The sequence below is a fragment of the Bacillus sp. DU-106 genome, from assembly GCF_004799705.1.
Classification (GTDB): domain Bacteria; phylum Bacillota; class Bacilli; order Bacillales; family Bacillaceae_G; genus Bacillus_A; species Bacillus_A cereus.
In genome coordinates this window covers 1,383,982-1,402,843 of record NZ_CP026607.1, presented here as the reverse complement: position 1 = coordinate 1,402,843, position 18,862 = coordinate 1,383,982, and the positions used below count along the sequence as shown (strand labels likewise).

The following is an 18,862-nucleotide window of genomic DNA, read 5'->3' as shown; positions in this document are numbered from 1 at the left end:
GAGTGCGTGAAATGAAACAAGCAGGACAACCTATTCAAAATGAAAAACAATTAGAAACTATCAAAAATATACTTTTACAATCTTCGAAACGTGATGGCTTATTATTCGTATTAGCTGTAAATTCTGGCTTAAAAGTAAGTGAAATCTTACAATTAAAAGTTAGTGATGTAATCGATGAAAATGAAAATGTTCGCCATTCCATTTTATTTTACAATGAAAAAGTGAAGAAACATAAATGGTTTGCTGTAAATGAAGACTTACAGCACGCAATCGAAGACTACATGAAAGAACGTAAAACTTGGAAACGTAATGAACCATTGTTAAAATCTCAAAAAGGAACAAAATCTATTACGAGACAACATGCATGGTACATTTTAAACAAAGCTGCAAAAGAAGTTGGATTAGAAGGGATTAGCTCACATACACTTCGAAAAACTTGGGGTTATTGTGCATACAAATCAGGTGTTGATATTGCATTTTTACAACACTTCTTTGATCACAGTACTCCATCAAAAACTTTAAAGTATATCGGTATTGCTTAATAACTCTTATACATAAAAAAGGTTACCATTTGAAAATTTGGTAACCTTTTTTATATTTCATATTCTCTTTTCTTGTCTCTCCTATACTGTAGTGGTACTCTAATAATAAGGGGGAGAAATTATGAACACACTTACAATTGAATTACCAAAAGAAACGGCTGAAAAACTTGATTTATTAAAACAAGCTTATGAAAAGAAAACAGGTGCTTCTATCTCTGAGAGCACTCTCGTTCAAACACTTATCTCAAAAGAATTTATCCAGGCGATAACTCCTTTTGATTTGCAACAATTCGTCAACGGAAAAGAACAGCATTAATGCTGTTCTTTTTTTATCTCTATTTAAAATATACAAAGTTTTTTATATATTTTTAGAAAAACCATTGACAATGATAATGATAACCATTATCATTTATTATGAAGCCAACAATTGATGAATCAACCAAACGCTCAGTAACATTGTTACCCCTCTTTTTCATATAGAAAGGCACTGTACATTCCCCCTGTTTGTACAGTGCCTTTCTTGTTTATTATCATTCAAAAAAATTTAATTGCTCCGGCTTCGGCTCACCATATGTAATGTTCATCATTTTCATAAGCTGTTTCGCATTATCTGCTGCATCCCCACCTGAATTGTTGTTAAACAGTACGTATATATCCTTTGTTTTCTTTTTTAATTGCTCTAATCGTTCAACCCATTCTTCCAGTTCTTTATTGTTGTAGCGATATAAACAGCGAACTGCTCTCCAGTTTTCCCCTTTATCAAGCCAACCATGAACATTTCGACCGTGAAAACGTATTAATGCCATGTCTGAATTCGTAACCTCTAACACGAGTGGCACAGAACCTATCCCAGCCTGTGGTTCATCACAAATTGTATGAATCCATTTCTCTTGTTCTAGAAACTGTAACGTCCTATCTCTCATTTCTGGATAAAACCATGTTTGATTTCGAAATTCTATTGCACATGGTAAACCTTCCATTTTTTCTTTCGTATATCGAAGAAAATCTACATTTTTCTTTTTACAATCAAACCATGGTGGATATTGAAATAAAATCGTTTTTAATTTACCAGCTTCAATTAAAGGAAGAATAGATTGTTTATATACATCAAACATCTCATCGAACGTAGAAAAAGGAATTTCACCTTTCATATGTCCTGTCATTCCTTGATATGCTTTTACGATAAAAGAAAAATCTTTCGGTGTTTCCATTGCCCATTTTGTATAGTTTCGTGCAGGTTGCATCGCATAAAATGAGCTATCCACTTCTACTATAGGAAAATACTCGCTGTATGTTCGTAATTTATTTCTATTTTCATAGGGATTTATGTATAAAGAATCATGATCTCCCCATCCTGTCACTCCAATAAACAGCACATATACCCCTCCCTTTTTAACTTCATCTTCTATTCACTTTCCAAACACTTTGCATCATGTAGCCTTTTCTTTAAGAGTATCCTTATAAAAATATGATATACTATATGGAAGAATTTTTAAAATGAGGGGTTATTTATTTATGCTTCCAAACGATGCTACTGTATCTCATGAAAAACGAATTGAAGAACTAGAAAATAAAGTACGTTTTTATGAAGAACTTGTGAATCAATTACCACATCATTTCACATACAAAAATCCACATATTGGTTTACGAATAAAGAAAACTAGAACAACCCATTCCATTCAAGAAATACCAAAAGAGAATAAAGAGGCTCATTTTCAACTTACTTGTGATTCATTATTTTTATTTGAACAACTCGAAAAACACTTTGTACATATTTTTGATGCCTTTTCACATCATGTAACTTTTGTCGATAATAAAGGGAATATTACTTTATGTAATCAAGTTGCTGCAGATGATTTCGGTGTAATACGAAATGATATTATCGGAAAACCGATTCAACAATTACTAAACTTGCCGGAAGAAAAAATTAAAGCGATTGAAACATTAAAAACGGGAACAGAAATATATAATGAAGAAGTTTTAGACAAAAACTATGGCATTATAAATAACCGAATTATTCGTGATTATAACGGGGAGATTTTTAGAGTTATTAGTGTCTTTCATTATTTAAATACAGAACGTGATGCAGAGAAGTTTTCGTTAGCAGGGCGAATCGCAGCTGGAATTGCACACGAAGTACGAAATCCTCTTACAACAGTACGAGGATACTTACAATTTTTACAAGAAAGTGTTTCTCCATCTAATAAAGAACTATTTAAAAATTTACTTATTCCTGAATTAGATCGAGCAAATAGTATCATTACAAAATTTTTATCTCTTTCAAAAACACGTGAATTTAAAAGAGAACCCTTTCCCATTAATACATTTTTACGTGAGTATATTCAACAGTTACTAGTTAGTGAAGTTTCCTTGCATAATATTTCAATTGATTATAACTTCTCTAATGAATTAGATGATATTTTAGTCAATATTGATCGACATGAACTTGTTCAAGTGTTTTTAAATCTATTTCAAAATGCCGTCGATGCTCAAGGCGACAAACCTCTTTCTATTCAAATTACTAGTTATCGCCTTGATAACTTCGTTCGGATTACTTTCACAGATAATGGAATTGGTATTCCTCCAGCTATTCAAGAATATATCTTTGATCCATTCTTCTCAACGAAGGATTCGGGAACAGGACTAGGCTTGTCAGTAACAAAAAAAATCATCCAAAATCATAACGGCACGCTCAAAATGACTAGTGCTTCAAACGGTACAACTTTCACTATTTCTATTCCAATCTTACCTAAAACAACCCTTGAAAAATTAAATCAATGTAAATAAAGGACTAATGCACGAACTACATGCCAATTGTTAAACACTCCCAACAATTAGCATGTAGTTTTTTATGTTGCACTTTTCTTCTTTACATTATATAAACCTTTCTCTATATCTTACTTATTTCTTTCTAGGTGGGCCAATTTCTTATTTTTTTAGAAATGGTAGTTTGTCCATCACGAATTTAGTATAAATTTCATTTTAATATATAGTAATGACTAATGATTCTATGAAAGAAAAGAATGAAAAGATGAACAATAAAAATAAAGGAAAAGTATTTTATGGTAATGATTGTTGTGAAGTCAGAACTTGCAGTCACATTAACATCTCTAAGTCCGAACTTACAGAATTCGTTAGACTTCTTCAAGCTCTTGGCCAAGCTATTCAAGCTGTCTTTCAAAACCCTTCTCAAAATAATATCAATAACTTGATCGCTGCCCTAAATAACTTACAAAAATTCCTCAATTGCTTAGATTTATCTCCAGCACAAAAACAAATTGGAAATTCTATTATTGCTAATCTATTAACTATTTTAAGAACAACACCTTTCTCGTGCGGAGCATTGTACGTTGAGCTACAAAGCTTGCTTAATTATTTATTGTATATCGCTAAGTTATTCAAAGTAGATTGTTGTACGATCGACAAACTAGTTAGACTCATAACAGAGATCCAAACTATCCTAGTTCAATACGGATCAGGTTGTCTTGGAGGTGGAGGAGCAACAGGCGCTACTGGTGCTACTGGCGCTACTGGACCAGCGGGTACGCCAATTCCTGTAACGATCGCAGCAATCGGAAACTCCAATGCTCAAACAATATCGCCTGGAATGAATATCCAATTTAACCAAGTTTTCGAAATAAATAATATCGATTTCAATGACACTACAGATACTCTAACAGTTTTAGAAACAGGCGTATATGATATTAGTTTCTCAGCATCTACAACTTTCCCAGGATCTTCACCGTTTGGATTCGGTATTTCATTCAACGGCCAACCACCTACTCGTAATTTCTCAACTAACGTTATCGGTAGTGCTGTATCGTTCTCTACAATCGTTACTTTACAAGCTGGTACAACAATTTCTGTACAACCTACAGCAAACACTATTTCTATTCCAAACACGGGCGATACAACTGCAACACTATCTGTATTCCGAATTTACTAATTTTCACTTGAAAAATATATTTATAATAATATGTATCGTTTAACCGTGCATTAAATCTCTCTTTATATAGAAAGGAGCACTTATTTGGGAGGATAAGTGCTCCTTCTTTACGTTTCTTTACCTCAAATTTACTCTATCTTAATCCTCTTTTTGTATGATAAATAATGAAGTCAAAGATATGAAAGAGGGATGAAAATGAGAGTTATGTCACTAATACGCATTTGGTTTGCTCTTATGGTATGCATTATTTTATGTGTAGGATTTTTTTTAACTCTAAAATATTCCACTATATCAAAAGCAGAGAGAAAAACTGTTCCATACAAACTTTTGTATACAAAACAAAGCAACATCCCTTATTCCAATGCAACAAATAATGAAAAAAAAGTTATAAAAGGAATGCTTATTACGAAAGCTTCTAGTTCCGAGGCGTTACTCCAAATTGCTGAAACGATTAAAGATCAGTATACAAATAAAAAAATCGATGAAATTACACTTTCTATCCACAATGAAAATAATGGTAATTACGAAGAAGAATTGCCTTACGAACCTATTAGTAAAGGCAAAATAATCGTCACATACGATTCCGAATCCTTTGGCAGTACGAATATTGTACTTAATGAGTAATATCATGTATCTCAACGGATATGGATTAATAGCTAATTAAGATAGACAAAAATCTCTACCGATTAAAATTTTATTTTGTTTTCATACAAAAAAGAGGCGAATTTTTTTATTCGCCTCTTTCTTTTACCAAAATGAAGGAATCCATTCTTTCACTTTATCAAGCCACTCTTGTTGCTCTTGTTTTCGTTGTTGTTCCTCTTCTTTCCTTCTCTTCTCTTCTTCTTTTCTTCGTTTTTCCTCTTCTATTGTAGTCAATTGTTTTTTATAATCAGCCTCAGATATGAGCGATAACTGGAATGCTTTTTGAGCTGGATTTGCGTTTGCTTTTTTCATAATATCCCGGAACATTGTCGTCGTAATTTGACTACCACCCGGAACATAATGATCGCTATCTGTTTTATCATATCCTACCCAAATCGCACCTACCAAATCTGGCGTGTATCCAACAAACCATGAATCCTTTGCACCGGTGCTCGGGCCATTTACAATTTGAGTAGTTCCTGTCTTACCTGCCGTATCAACATTATTAACTTTCGCCTTTTCGCCCGTTCCCTTTTCGACAACACCTTTTAATAAATATGTCATCTTTTGAGAAATTTTCTCGCTCGTCACTCGTGTCTCTTTCTTATACCACTTTCCAAGCGTTTCACCTTCAGCATTTTGTACCTCCCTAATTGCATGAGCTTCCACTTGGACTCCATCATTTGCAAATGTACTGTATGCTTGAGCCATTACAAATGGAGATGTCCCCACATGCATACCGCCTAAAGCAATCGGATACGTACGATCTTCTGGCACTAATGGGATACCAAATCGCTCTAAAGATTTCAATCCTTTATCTAATCCAATTTGTTCTAATAGCCACACAGCTGAAACATTGTACGACTTTGCCACAGCTTCATACATTGTCACATCACCGTGAAAAGTATGATCGCTATTTTGTGGTTTATATTCTTTAATGTTAAATGGTTCATCTTTTAATATATCGTATACTTCATATCCTTGTTCTAACGCTGGTACATATACAGCCAAAGGCTTTAACGTTGAGCCAGGTTGTCTTTTTAATTGGGTTGCATGGTTAAACTGTAAAAACTGATACGGCCCTCTGCCTCCAACTAGAGCTGGTACACCACCTGTTTTTGGATTCATAAGAACTACACCCGTTTGCATAAGTTGGTCTGAGCCACTATCTTTGAAATAACTATCATTATTCACAACGTCTTCTACAGCCTGTTGTTTTTTCGGGTCAAGCTCTGTATAAATACGATAACCACCCGCTAAAATTTCATTTTGTGTTAATTCGTACTTTTCCATCGCCTCTCTAACAATATAGTCTACATATTGAGAGTATTTTCCCTTGTATTTATCATCAACGCCACGTTTTAACACAAGTCCGCTCTCTTTTTCTTTATTATACTGTTCGTCAGAAATATACCCTTGCTCTTTCATTAAACTTAATACGACATTACGTCTTTCAATTGACTTGTTAAAGTTTTTATAAGGTGAATACGCAGATGGTGCTTTAATCAAGCCCGCAATCGTTGCAGCTTCTGAAATTGTTAAATCTTTTACATCTTTATCAAAATAAGATTTAGCTGCCCTTTTTATACCCCAAGCACCTTCACCAAAATAAATTTGGTTCATATACATTTCAATGATTTCATCTTTCGTATACGTGCGCTCTATTTTTTTCGTTAAAAAATATTCCTTTATTTTTCGGGAGTATGTGCGGTCTTGTGTCAGAAATACATTTTTCGCAAGTTGTTGTGTTATTGTACTTCCCCCTGCTACAACTTCTCCTGCTGTAATATTTTTAAAAACCGCACTTATAATTCCACTATAATAAATACCATGATGGTTAAAAAATTCCTTATCTTCTACTGCAACAATTGCCTGAACCATAATATCAGGAATATCTTTTCTTTTAACGCCTTCTGTTTTCGAAGAAGCTAATTTAGTTGCGACCTCATTATTTGCATCATAAATTAAAGTCGGTTGTGGAACAGCTTGTTTTAATTCAGATATGTCTTGAATGGAAATTATTATATTTACAGCAATAAATAGAGTAACGAATACACTTCCCAATACAATTAATGAATTACGAAGTTTCTTCCTCTTATTGAACCACTCAAGCATTTTTTTAAAATGAGTGTTCTTCAATTTCATTCGTTCACTTCCTTCATTTATTTACACTCTTCTTTTTAAAAGGAAGAATATACCGCCTTTTAAATTTATTATAATAACGTAGTCATTCCTATAGTGTAAAGCTTTTCTTTTGCATTCATACTTTTTGCAAGAAAAGGACATTCTACAAGTAAGATATTCACTATTGGATATTAATATTATTAATAGAACAACGAGAGTTATGTTAAGTTTTTGTAAACTTTTCGATAAAATGTTTTAAAAAACGACAGTTTTTTGTTAGAATTGATTAGCCAATATATTTTACATATATTACTTTTGTGGGGGTAACAATAATGGTCTTTAAATCAAAAAAAGATAAATTTTCTGAAATGTTAATGAATGTTTCCGAAAATTTAAAAGAAGGCGCGCAGTTTTTCGTGGAGTATAAAATTAAAAATGCTAGCGATTTAAAAGAGTTTTCTATGCGCATGAAAGAGTATGAGTCAAAAGGTGACTCATTTATTCACGAAATCATTATGGAGTTAAACAAAGCGTTTATCACTCCGATTGAGCGTGAGGACATCCTACAACTTGCGATGAGTATGGATGATGTATTAGACGGATTAGATCACAGTGCTGGTCTGTTCGAAATGTATTCTATTACAGAAGCTGATGAATACATGATTAAATTCGTAGAAGCAATTAATCAATGTGCGATTGAGATTGCAAACTCTGTTGAATTAATGTCTAACAAAAAATTAGTCGACATTCGTACAAATGCGATTAAAATTAAGGATTATGAATCACAGTGTGATGATATTCGCCGTCATGCGATTAAGAACTTATTCTCTCGTGAAAAAGATCCGATTAAGATTATTCAATTTAAAGAGATTTACGAAGAGCTTGAAGAAGTAGCTGATAGCTGTCAAAGCGTTGCAAACGTATTAGAAACAATTATTATGAAGAACGCGTAAGGAGTTTGATCATGGATACACTCTTGATACTGACCGTTTTAGTAGTCATTTGCGCTTTAGCTTTTGACTTTATCAATGGATTTCACGATACAGCAAACGCTATTGCAACGGCTGTTTCAACGAAAGCTCTAAAGCCTAGACATGCCATTATTATGGCGGCTATTATGAACTTTTTAGGCGCAATGACATTTACAGGTGTAGCAAAAACGATTACAAAAGATATCGTTGATCCATTCGCCTTACAAAATGGTTCTCTTGTAATTTTAGCTGCTTTGCTTGCGGCGATAGCTTGGAACTTAATTACTTGGTACTACGGTATTCCAAGTAGTTCTTCGCATGCAATTATCGGCTCAATCGCAGGTGCAGCAATTGCGGCCGCTGGGATTAGCTCGCTAAATCTTAAAGGATTTATTAAAATTATTGAAGCTTTAATCATTTCACCGATTATCGCTTTCGTTATTGGTTATATCGTATACAGTATTTTTAAAGTAGTATTTAAAAACTTTAACTTAACAAAAACGAATAAGAACTTCCGTATATTCCAGATTTTCACTGCAGCATTACAAGCCTACACACACGGTACGAATGATGCACAAAAAGCAATGGGAATCATTACGATGGCTCTTATGGCTAATAACTATCATACTTCTAGCGATATCCCGTTCTGGGTACAATTATCTTGTGCTATCGCAATGGGGCTTGGTACTTCTGTCGGTGGATGGAAAATTATTAAAACTGTCGGTGGACAAATTATGAAAATTCGTCCTGTAAATGGTGTAGCTGCCGATTTATCATCATCACTTGTTATTTTCGGTGCAACATTCATTCACTTACCGGTTAGTACGACGCACGTTATCTCTTCTTCTATTTTAGGGGTTGGTGCTTCTCACCGTGTGAAAGGGGTAAAATGGGGAACTGCAAAACGTATGTTAATTACATGGGTTATTACACTTCCTATTTCAGCTTCTTTAGCTGCTCTGTTTTACTACCTATTACATTTTGTTTTCTAATCAAAAGTCGTCTTCCTTATTTTTCTAGGAAGACGACTTTTTTGTGAACAAGCCTATTTCTCATTAAAAAGCGTGTATAATAATTGATGGATAAGTTATTTAGAGGAGTTGGCAATTTTGGAATACATCATGTTACTTTTCATCGGACTAATCGCCGGAACAATCGGCAGCCTAGTTGGGCTTGGAGGCGGAATTATTATTGTTCCGTTATTAATTGGATTACACAGTTTATCACCACAACTTGCAGTAGGGACTTCTATGGTAACAGTCGTTTTCACAGGACTATCTTCCACCCTTACTTACATGAAGCATAAGCGAGTAGATTATAAAAGTGGACTTATTTTATTTATCGGAAGCGGCCCTGGTGGTATTATCGGATCATGGGCAAATAAATTTTTAAACCAAGACACATTTTCTTTATACTTTGGGATTTTCCTTATATTCGTCTCAATTCTACTTATGCTTCGAGACAAATTAAAACCTCTTTCCCTCTCAAATACGTCTGTAATTAAGCGTTCTTTTACAGATAATGATGGAAATACTGTACACTACCAATTCCCACCGTTTCTTGCTATCTTTATCGCTTTTATAGTTGGGTTTATATCTGGATTATTTGGAATTGGTGGCGGTGCCTTACTTGTTCCAGCAATGATGCTTCTTTTTGCATTCCCAGCACATATTGCAGTAGCAACTTCAATGTTCATCGTATTTCTATCAGCAATTGTAAGTTCTGCAACTCACATCTCACTTGGAAATGTCAGCTGGATTTATGCATTAATCCTGATTCCGGGTGCATGGATTGGCGGAAAAATCGGGGCTTACATTAATACAAAACTAAGTGGTAACGCCGTAATTAATTTATTGCGTATTACGTTAATTATTCTTGGAACTAGATTAATCATTATTTCCCTTTTATAACGTATTCTTTTTAGAATGCGTTTTTCTTATACACATGAATATAAAAATCCTCCGAGGAGAACAAATAAAATTAAACAAACACATAATAACATATAATTTGAAATATGTACTTTCTTCAAGTTGACCACTCCTATAACTGCGACTGTTATCTTTATGATAGCGAAAAAATAGTTCACTTGCAGTTACAGAGTGCTAACAATGCAAAATCAATTATTACAAATTTTATCCTTATATTTCATTTCTTTGTATATTCTATCGATTTAATAAAAAAAGATGTCATATTGACATCTTTTTTAGTGAAGAAGTGACCATCCCATGAAGTCTTCATGTACTTGGCACGCCCTCTTATCCTTTCGATCATATAATTCAGCATAACTATCTGTTTCTTCATCATAAGCCATCGTATAAATAATTTGGCCGTCTACTTCAACGGATAAAACGACTCCACCTTTCATCTCTTCTACATGAATGATAGCATTCGCCGGAATTCTCATATCCGTCATTCTCATCGCATCTAACAATATACTAAACCCCCTACAGCGTATTCATTGCTAGTACTATTACACACTAAATAGTATACTACTGTAATAGCATACATTTCGTCAATGAAATTGCTGTTGAAATAGCATATTGTCTATATACATATACGCTAAAATAGAAGAAATAGAAACATATTAATGGGGGGCTAACATTGATTCTACACAAAGGAGATGTACTATTCCGTCAAGGCGAGGACGGTCCTTTATACTTTATAAAAACAGGCTTATTAAAAGTAGTTCGGCTAGAAGAAAACGGAACACCATTTTTATTCAACATTATCGTTCCAGGTGAAACGATACCTCATCATTCTTTAATTTCACCGAAAGAATATCACGGTACAGCTATCGCTTTAATAAAAACAGAAGTGGAACCGATCACTAGTAGTGAATGGTATGAGAGACTTCAAGCAAATCCCGAATCGTATGCTAACATTGCTATGCAATTACAATCTAAATTAAGAATGATGCAACAACGAATTGATCAATTGACAACCGTCTCCCCGAAAGAACGTCTTCATCGTTTACAAGAATGGTTCACCCTATATTTAGGTGACATTCCTATATATGAAATATTAACACAAACCGAAATTGGCCAACTGATAGGTATACGCCGTGAAACAGTAAACCGTTTATTACGAGAACAAATAAAAAACGAGGTAAAATAAATACCTCGTTTTTTTGCTTATTGTAAGCTTGTTGCTGGGCCGAAAAATTCATAATGAATATGCTCTTGTTTCACACTTAAATCAGTTAGTGCAGCATTTATATGCTTCATAAATGCTACTGGACCACAGAAATAGAACTCTGCTTCAGTTGTCGGAATAATAGTTTTTAACCATTCACTTTCAATGAAACCTTCTTTATCAAAGTTCTTCATTTCTAAATCTTTTTCAGTCGGTGCAGAATAACAAGTATATGCTTTAACTTGTTCATATTCATTTTCTACTGCCTTAACGTGTTCTTTCATTGCATGTGTATTACTATTTATTGCTGCATGAACAAAATATACATTACGTTTTGAATCTTGTTCAATTAACGTATTTAACATACTCATCATCGGTGTAATCCCTACTCCACCACTAATTAGTACAACTGGTAATGTTGAATCCATATTTAACACGAAATCTCCCGCTGGTGCACTTACTGGTAAAACATCTCCTTCTTTTACATGTTCATGTAAGTAATTAGACACTTTACCATCTGGTGTATCTACACCTTTTTCTTTTTTTACACTAATACGATAATATTCTTTCCCAGGAGCATCGGATAAACTGTATTGACGATTATGTGTATATGTCTCACCTTCAATATTGATTTGAATCGTTACATATTGACCTGGGATGAATGAAGAAACTTTCCCTCCATCTTCAGGTTTCAAATAAAATGACGTAATAACATCGCTTTCCTTCACTTTTTTTACAATCACAAAGTTGCGGAAGTCTTTCCATCCACCTTCTTTATGTGCAGCTTCTTCATACATCTCTGCTTCAATGCTAATGAATGCATCAGCAATTACACCATATGCTTCTCCCCATGCATTTAAAACTTCATCTGGTGCACCTGCGACCTCTTTAATGGCACGTAGTAAACATGTACCTACAATCGGATAATGCTCAGCTTTAATCCCTAAACTTCTATGCTTATGACCAATTTGTTTTACAACTGGAATAATTGCTTCTAAATTATCAATGTACGTTGCAGCTGCATAAACAGCATTCGCTAACGCTTGTTGTTGTCTTCCCTTTTTCTGATTCGTATGGTTGAAAATATTCAACAATTCCGGATGTTCCGAAAATAAAATTTGATAGAATCTCGTTGTAATTTCAACACCTTTTTCTTGTAATAATGGTACTGTTGACTTTACGATTTCAATTGTTTTTGCACTTAACATTGTATCCCACTCCTCTATTTCCTTAACTGTTTTTAGTTTAACTGAATCTTATAATGCAGATTGTGATTTTAATCACTATTAACACGGTGTTTTTGTGAATAATATATGAACATTGCATTTACAAAAGAAAATAAGCTAACTAGAATTCTAGCTAGCTTATTATTTTGTTTGTATAGCTTGTTCGATTACTTTTATATCTTTCCCATCGCCAAACTCCGTATACCCCCAGATATTCGTTTCACCTCTATATTTATTTACGATAATATCCAAGTCATGATATACACGGTGGGCATACACTACATACTCAATATTTTGAAGTTCCACACCTTGTTTTACAATTTCATAGCTTCTATTTACATCGCGTTTTATTTTTTCATTCTTTATTTCCGTATGTATATTTTTTAAAGATTGTTCTTGTTGTTGAAACCATTGCTTAAATTGATTCCAATCCCCGTCTGTATAATTCTCTGCTTTACCATAATTTAAGAAATTATTATAGCTTTCATGTGTCATTCGAATAAAATCTAGCACTTTTGTCTCTTCTTGCACATCTTCTATTTGAGCTATTGTATTTACCTCAGCAGGCTTATTCGCATAATGTAACAGCACTTTCATAAGACTATAACTCGCAATGATCATCACGATAATAATACCTAATACATTTAACAATTTCTTCATACACAGAACTCCTTCTCTACTAAAAATATTGCAACGTATGACTATACTTGTAACATTCTCTCGTAGAAATATAATTCCTGTATTAATTCTTCCTATCATTTCGACAATATTTTTCTATACATTTCTCGTTGGCAAATGTTCTTGTAAAACAATATATCCTTCATAAGCTGTGTAACCGAGTATAACCATTAATCCGATATAACAAGCAAATACTGTCCATTTCGTTTTCGCATCCACTTTATAATAGTTTTCTTGTTGTTCCTTTTCTGTTTTCCATTCATTTAATTTTCTTTCTGACGCTTCAAATGCTTCCCTTATGTGAATTGTATACTCATCTTTTTCATCTTCATATGGAACATAATCTAACGGTTCGAACTTCGGTAAAAGATACTCTAACACTTCCATTTTTTGAAGTTCACCTATTTGTAACTCTTTTTCCCGTTCTCTTTGTCTTAATGCATTCATCTCATGATGCATCACGTATATAGTCCGATGTACAGCACCCGTTTCTTTTAATTCCTCTTCAAGCCTAGTAACATATTCTTTCATCCCATCAATTTTATGCCCTAATTCCTTAATCGGCTCATCTCTCTTTATTACTCTATATAACTCCATACAACCGATAATAACAATAAATCCTCCCAAAATACTTTTAAAGTAAATTGAATAGCCAAGTAATAAAATAAGGCCTGCTCCCCAAATTTTAGTACTGACAACTGAAATAATTCTCCCACCATCTAGCGGCGAAACGGGAATTAAATTAAAGAAATTAATCATACTTCCAAGCAAAATAACAAGCGCCCAAAATGGCTCTTTCGTCATTATATAAAGCGGTATCGCCGGTAAAAATGACAGAAGTCCGAAAAGCGGCCCCATATAGGCAATGTAAGCTTCATCTTTCGCATTTTTCGGCATCTCTTTCATTCCAATAAGGGCCCCCATAAATGGAATAAAGATTGCTGGCGATGTCGGGATCCCCTTTCTTTTCGCAGCCCATAAATGGCCCATTTCATGAACAAACAACAAATAAATGAGCGCTACTCCAAATTTCCAACCATATAGAACTGCGTATGCGCCAAGCGATAGAAACATACTAAATACCGTTGAAAACTTTGCTAATTTAAAAATTGCAAATACCCACTTTAACTTAGACAGTAAAAATAGACCTACCGCAACAATAATTCCCCATAATCCTTTTTTATTATTTTTCATATTCCTCTCCTTTATCTCTCATTAATGAATCATATTCATTCATCAAAGCTTGTTCTTTTCTCTATTATGACATATTTTTTTCTATTGTTAGAAATAATGTTTATATAATCCATTTTCAGCCAAAAATATAAATAAAAGGAGGTGTACACAAATGAATTTACAATCTCTTATAATAGGTGCTCTATCGTTTTTAGCTTCAACTCTTATTTTTTATACCGTTAGTTACGTATTATTATTAGATTTGTTGCCCAATCACGTATTTATTGCCCTTGTCATCCTTTCCGCTCTTATGATTTCTTTTCTTATTACACGAAAATCAATGAATGAGCCATCTGCAAAAGCAAAGTAATAGAGAGGGGTGCTTTCCCCTCTCTATTATCATTTCCTAGGAAAGGCCATATAGATTTGACGAGTTTACATTCATTCCAATCCGTAAGGGCTAATTAAAGGCTCACTTTATCTTTGAAAATTCATTTTTTCACCATAATCTTTAACAATCTGAATTATATTTTGAAACACACCTATTTTTTCTTTTTCACTGTTTAATATTTTCAAATCATAATTTTCGTAATATGTTTCTAATGATTTTAATTGTGATTGTGAAGCGCTTTTTATCAGAACAGTAGCATGCAATTCATATTGCTTATACCCTTCCTTTACTTTTTCACCTAAAATTATTTCACTCTCTTTTGCTCCAATTAATTTTTGAACTTTTTCTGGAAAATTGAGTTGCAAATAATATTCTTGCTCCTTCACTAACTTATTGTATAGTGATTGTGAAATCGTATACCGTACCGTATAATTCACGTTTTGATCGCCTGTTTTAATATGAAATGCGGTAATCTGTAAATCTTTTTTTGTTACTTCTGTTAAAGGGCTTACCTGCATCTCATCTTCTTTTTGTTCTGAGACATTTGGAAATATATCCAAAAGCTTTTCCGTATCTTTTTCATTCAACATATACATAGCTTTCTTATATTGCACCCATCCTCGTCTATCTTCTCCTCTTAACCATGCATAATAAGTTTCTTTTTTCCCATCTCTACTAATTTGTATTTCATATTCAGGTTCACCGAAGCTTCCTGTTATTTCTTGTTTCTCAGCTTTATTCAAAATGTCTATTACTAACTTCGCTTCTGATTCCTGCAACTTTTTCTCTTTATGTTTTTTTTGTATAACGGTTACCCCTATTGTTTCTTTCACTTCATTCACCGTCTCTTCTACTTTTTTTGTTTCTTTTTTCGGCTCAACTTGACCACAAGCTGCTAGTAACATAACAAACAACAACACCAATACATATTTCCCTTTCAAATTAATCCTCCTCTTACGATAAGAAATCCTTATAATCTTCATACATAAAACAAAAACGTGACATCCTATTAAATACGCTATACTAATCATTGAAAGGAGGTCTTTATCATGTCCATTAATTTTCATGATGAAAATAATAAGTACACATATGCAACAAGAAACGCTCATATTTCTTGGGCTGAAATGGTAAAAAACATTACAGAAATACAAAACAAGCAAATAATTGATATCGGCTGTGGTGGTGGGATTTATACGAAAGAACTCGCTCTTATGGGAGCCAAAAATGTTGTGGGACTTGATTTTTCAAAAGAAATATTACAAGCTGCAAAAGAAAATTGTAACAACTTTTCAAACATTTCATTCATCCACGGTGATGCACATAATATCCCATACCCTAATGAAACATTCGACATAGTTATTTCGCGTGCAGTTATTCATCATTTACAAGACATTCCTACATTTTTACGTGAAGCTTCTCGTATATTAAATAAAAACGGTGTACTTATTTTACAAGATCGAACAATTGAAGATTGTACAATTCCAGGAAGTCCCGAACACATTCGCGGATATTTTTTCTCTCTATTTCCAAAACTTATTGAAATAGAGTCAAAAAGACGTCCAAAAACCAACACTATACAGACAGAATTACAAAAACATTCTCTTCATGTACTTCCCGCACAAACACAATGGGAAATACGAAAAATACATGATTCTGTAGAAGCATTATTGCAAGATTTATCTCCTCGAACAGGTCGATCCATTCTATATGAGTTAACAGATGATGAACTTTCTCAACTTCTACAACATATACAGACCGCATTACAAAACGTCTCTCCTATTATTGAAAGAGATCGATGGACAATTTGGAGCGCCATGAAGTTGTAAGGAAGGAAGCCTCACAAAATAATGTGAGGCTTCCTTTCTTTCATAATCTAATTTTACAACACTCTTGATATCCTCCACTTCTGGCCTGTGCACTTCCACACTTCGGACATACTAAATATCTAGACTGATTTGTCAATAAACTACCTTTTTGAAAGAGTAAAACTTCTGCTTGTTTAAACGAACGCGAATAATATAACCACATAAAACCAATTATAGCAATAATGCCAAATAATACTCCCATCGCAAGCATTTCAGTCACCTCTTTTGGTTTGTTCTTTCCAGCAAGTGGATTGTTGTATTATTCTCTGTAAATTCAAACAATCCCTTCTTTACTCCTATAAATATCAACTTTCTCTATAAATTTTACAATTCTCCGCAAATTTTTACTCCTATTTTACAATTCATTATTCCTTTTGCAACAACGAATATCACTTTCGATATTTCCATATATAAATATATCTTCCAAAAAACATATTGACTTTCTAAAAAAAACATGCAACAATACTGTCAGAATACTTGAATAAAAATTCATTGACGAGAACGAGTACGTTATAGAACTGTTCCCCAGAGAGTTGGCGATTTGCTGAAAGCCAACGTTCAGTGCGTAACCGAAAATCATCTCCGAGAAGTAGAACCGAATGTTACAGTAAGTTCTTACCGGCCGTCCCCCGTTACAAGGAACACGTATCATGTTGTACGTTGCAAAGCCGTATACATATAGATTTATTTCTACATGTGTAAATTAGGGTGGTATCGCGGGTAAATATAACTCGTCCCTTTCTTTAGGGACGAGTTTTTTGTGTTCTTACAAATGAATGAAAAAGGAGGAAAAACAATGAACACTGTATCAAAAAAACATATTTTTTTCACGGGTCTTATGCTATTTTCTTTATTTTTTGGGGCAGGTAATTTAATTTTCCCTCCCATGCTTGGGCAAAACGCAGGTGAAAACTTTTGGCCAGCAATGATTGGATTTTTACTAACAGGAGTTGGCTTACCACTACTTACTGTTATCGCAATTTCTCTATCAGGAAATGGAATGCAGCAACTTGCAAGTCATGCCCATCCATTATTCGGAATTTTCTTTACAGTAGTTGTATACATTGCCATCGGTCCATCCATGGGCATCCCACGTGTTGCAAATGTCGCTTATGAAATGGGGGTTAGTTCTTTCTTGCCAGAAACAATCCGCTCTAGCAGCCTAGTGCTATTTGTATATACAATCATCTTCTTTACTATCGTATTTTGGCTGAGTTTGAATCCATCTAAACTTGTTGATCGTATTGGGAATGTATTAACACCTATTTTATTACTCTCTATTTTCTTATTATTTGTTAAAAGTGTATTTACACCACTTGGGCAATCAGGACCAGCGATGCAAGAGTATCAAACTTCTCCAATCTTCAAAGGCTTTATGGAAGGCTACTTAACAATGGACACTATTTCAGCACTTGCATTCGGAATTATCGTTGTAAATGCAATTCGCTCTAAAGGTGTGAATGATCGTAAGTCCATTGCCATCGCCACAGCAAAAGCAGGGCTTATTGCCGCTACAGGGCTCGTACTTGTATACGGTGCACTCGGCTGGCTTGGGGCAACTAGCGTCTCGCTCGGATATGCAAAAAATGGCGGACAGCTACTTACTGTTATCGTACAACAATTATTCGGTCCATACGGTTTGCTCCTATTATCTCTTATCGTTACACTCGCTTGTTTAACGACATGCGTTGGACTCGTATCTGCGTGCAGCCAATATTTTTCAACATTATTGACTACATTTTCATACAAAACGTTCGCGAGTATCATTTGCGCATTAGGATTACTAGTTGCCAACTTAGGTTTAACGAAAATTATCGCAATCTCTGTTCCAATTCTACTTGTTGTGTATCCAATTGCGATTGTACTCGTACTACTATCATTACTTCATAAATACTTCGGTGGATATCGCTCTGTTTATGTAGGTGCTTTAATTGGAGCAGCTGTAGTGAGCGTATTTGATGGATTAAAACAAGGTGGTATTTCAGTTTCATTTATCACACCATATTTTGAATTTATCCCTTTATATAATGAAGGAATCGGCTGGCTAATACCAGCATTAGTAGGAGGTCTTATTGGTCTTGCAACGGCTAGGTTAAGCGGTACGAAAAAAGTTCCATTAGTAACCGAATCTCACGAAGTAAAAGCCTCCTAAAAAAACTCCCAAAAGGG

At 34.1% G+C, this 18,862-nt stretch carries 20 protein-coding genes and 1 other annotated feature; of the genes, 12 read left to right on the top strand and 8 right to left on the bottom strand.

The features are described from left to right. Positions 1-11: 11 nt before the first annotated feature. Positions 12-542 (top strand): tyrosine-type recombinase/integrase, encoded by a 531-nt coding sequence (locus C3Y97_RS07275; RefSeq protein WP_000806236.1) that lies wholly within the window; start codon positions 12-14, stop codon positions 540-542. A gap of 121 nt (positions 543-663) precedes the next feature. Beyond that, positions 664-858, top strand: a complete 195-nt coding sequence (locus tag C3Y97_RS07270; RefSeq protein WP_001094860.1) for a DUF3924 domain-containing protein — start codon at positions 664-666, stop codon at positions 856-858. A 214-nt stretch (positions 859-1,072) separates the two neighbouring features. Here C3Y97_RS07270 and C3Y97_RS07265 read toward each other — a convergent pair whose 3' ends face one another. Next, complete coding sequence (locus tag C3Y97_RS07265; protein ID WP_000897361.1) at positions 1,073-1,918, bottom strand: DUF72 domain-containing protein; 846 nt, start codon at positions 1,916-1,918, stop codon at positions 1,073-1,075. 139 nt (positions 1,919-2,057) lie between these two features. Between C3Y97_RS07265 and C3Y97_RS07260 the strand changes: the two genes are divergently transcribed. The 3 genes from C3Y97_RS07260 (at position 2,058) to C3Y97_RS07250 (ending at position 5,112) form a co-directional block, all read left to right on the top strand. Continuing rightward, positions 2,058-3,329, top strand: coding sequence for an ATP-binding protein (locus C3Y97_RS07260; RefSeq protein WP_071741182.1), 1,272 nt, complete (start codon positions 2,058-2,060; stop codon positions 3,327-3,329). Between the two features lie 244 nt (positions 3,330-3,573). After that, positions 3,574-4,488: a Gly-Xaa-Xaa repeat protein gene (locus C3Y97_RS07255; protein ID WP_136363731.1), complete on the top strand. Its 915-nt coding sequence runs from the start codon at positions 3,574-3,576 to the stop codon at positions 4,486-4,488. Between the two features lie 195 nt (positions 4,489-4,683). Further along, the gene (locus C3Y97_RS07250) at positions 4,684-5,112 is read left to right on the top strand and encodes a hypothetical protein (protein WP_001265569.1); all 429 of its coding nucleotides are present in this window, start codon (positions 4,684-4,686) and stop codon (positions 5,110-5,112) included. 123 nt (positions 5,113-5,235) lie between these two features. On the opposite strand, the gene C3Y97_RS07245 is transcribed toward C3Y97_RS07250, so the two are convergent. Further along, positions 5,236-7,278 (bottom strand): transglycosylase domain-containing protein, encoded by a 2,043-nt coding sequence (locus C3Y97_RS07245; protein ID WP_000769242.1) that lies wholly within the window; start codon positions 7,276-7,278, stop codon positions 5,236-5,238. Between the two features lie 311 nt (positions 7,279-7,589). Here C3Y97_RS07245 and C3Y97_RS07240 point away from each other — a divergent pair, with 311 nt between their 5' ends. From C3Y97_RS07240 to C3Y97_RS07230, 3 genes are all read left to right on the top strand, one after another. Next, complete coding sequence (locus C3Y97_RS07240; RefSeq protein WP_000231449.1) at positions 7,590-8,210, top strand: DUF47 domain-containing protein; 621 nt, start codon at positions 7,590-7,592, stop codon at positions 8,208-8,210. Between the two features lie 11 nt (positions 8,211-8,221). Next, the gene (locus C3Y97_RS07235; RefSeq protein WP_000380272.1) at positions 8,222-9,220 is read left to right on the top strand and encodes an inorganic phosphate transporter; all 999 of its coding nucleotides are present in this window, start codon (positions 8,222-8,224) and stop codon (positions 9,218-9,220) included. 117 nt (positions 9,221-9,337) lie between these two features. Continuing rightward, on the top strand, positions 9,338-10,138 hold the full coding sequence (locus tag C3Y97_RS07230) for a sulfite exporter TauE/SafE family protein (protein ID WP_000455748.1): 801 nt from the start codon (positions 9,338-9,340) through the stop codon (positions 10,136-10,138). 293 nt (positions 10,139-10,431) lie between these two features. On the opposite strand, the gene C3Y97_RS07225 is transcribed toward C3Y97_RS07230, so the two are convergent. After that, on the bottom strand, positions 10,432-10,659 hold the full coding sequence (locus tag C3Y97_RS07225) for a hypothetical protein (RefSeq protein ID WP_000883008.1): 228 nt from the start codon (positions 10,657-10,659) through the stop codon (positions 10,432-10,434). Between the two features lie 170 nt (positions 10,660-10,829). On the opposite strand from C3Y97_RS07225, the gene C3Y97_RS07220 reads away from it, so the two are divergent. Further along, the gene (locus C3Y97_RS07220; protein WP_000600589.1) at positions 10,830-11,342 is read left to right on the top strand and encodes a Crp/Fnr family transcriptional regulator; all 513 of its coding nucleotides are present in this window, start codon (positions 10,830-10,832) and stop codon (positions 11,340-11,342) included. 17 nt (positions 11,343-11,359) lie between these two features. Here C3Y97_RS07220 and hmpA read toward each other — a convergent pair whose 3' ends face one another. The 3 genes from hmpA to C3Y97_RS07205 all read right to left on the bottom strand — a co-directional run bounded on the left by hmpA (position 11,360) and on the right by C3Y97_RS07205 (position 14,458). Then, a complete protein-coding gene (gene hmpA, locus C3Y97_RS07215) occupies positions 11,360-12,568 on the bottom strand; it encodes an NO-inducible flavohemoprotein (RefSeq protein ID WP_000947334.1) in 1,209 nt (402 codons plus the stop codon). Between the two features lie 159 nt (positions 12,569-12,727). Further along, positions 12,728-13,246 carry a hypothetical protein gene (locus C3Y97_RS07210; RefSeq protein WP_136363232.1) on the bottom strand — a complete coding sequence of 173 codons (519 nt, stop codon included), beginning with the start codon at positions 13,244-13,246 and terminating at the stop codon, positions 12,728-12,730. Positions 13,247-13,360: 114 nt separating this feature from the next. Further along, positions 13,361-14,458 (bottom strand): site-2 protease family protein, encoded by a 1,098-nt coding sequence (locus tag C3Y97_RS07205; RefSeq protein ID WP_000794503.1) that lies wholly within the window; start codon positions 14,456-14,458, stop codon positions 13,361-13,363. Positions 14,459-14,609: 151 nt separating this feature from the next. Here C3Y97_RS07205 and C3Y97_RS07200 point away from each other — a divergent pair, with 151 nt between their 5' ends. After that, positions 14,610-14,807 (top strand): hypothetical protein, encoded by a 198-nt coding sequence (locus tag C3Y97_RS07200; RefSeq protein WP_001053356.1) that lies wholly within the window; start codon positions 14,610-14,612, stop codon positions 14,805-14,807. A 107-nt stretch (positions 14,808-14,914) separates the two neighbouring features. On the opposite strand, the gene C3Y97_RS07195 is transcribed toward C3Y97_RS07200, so the two are convergent. After that, positions 14,915-15,769: a YhfM domain-containing protein gene (locus C3Y97_RS07195; protein ID WP_000677061.1), complete on the bottom strand. Its 855-nt coding sequence runs from the start codon at positions 15,767-15,769 to the stop codon at positions 14,915-14,917. Positions 15,770-15,877: 108 nt separating this feature from the next. On the opposite strand from C3Y97_RS07195, the gene C3Y97_RS07190 reads away from it, so the two are divergent. Beyond that, positions 15,878-16,654, top strand: a complete 777-nt coding sequence (locus C3Y97_RS07190) for a class I SAM-dependent methyltransferase (RefSeq protein WP_000026281.1) — start codon at positions 15,878-15,880, stop codon at positions 16,652-16,654. A 40-nt stretch (positions 16,655-16,694) separates the two neighbouring features. Here C3Y97_RS07190 and C3Y97_RS07185 read toward each other — a convergent pair whose 3' ends face one another. Next, entirely contained in the window at positions 16,695-16,904 is a 210-nt protein-coding gene (locus C3Y97_RS07185; RefSeq protein WP_000880630.1) for a hypothetical protein, read from the bottom strand. A 272-nt stretch (positions 16,905-17,176) separates the two neighbouring features. Then, positions 17,177-17,435, top strand: a binding site (T-box leader). A 54-nt stretch (positions 17,436-17,489) separates the two neighbouring features. Between C3Y97_RS07185 and brnQ3 the strand changes: the two genes are divergently transcribed. Continuing rightward, positions 17,490-18,845, top strand: coding sequence for a branched-chain amino acid transport system II carrier protein BrnQ3 (gene brnQ3 / locus C3Y97_RS07180; protein WP_001099135.1), 1,356 nt, complete (start codon positions 17,490-17,492; stop codon positions 18,843-18,845). Positions 18,846-18,862: the final 17 nt, after the last annotated feature.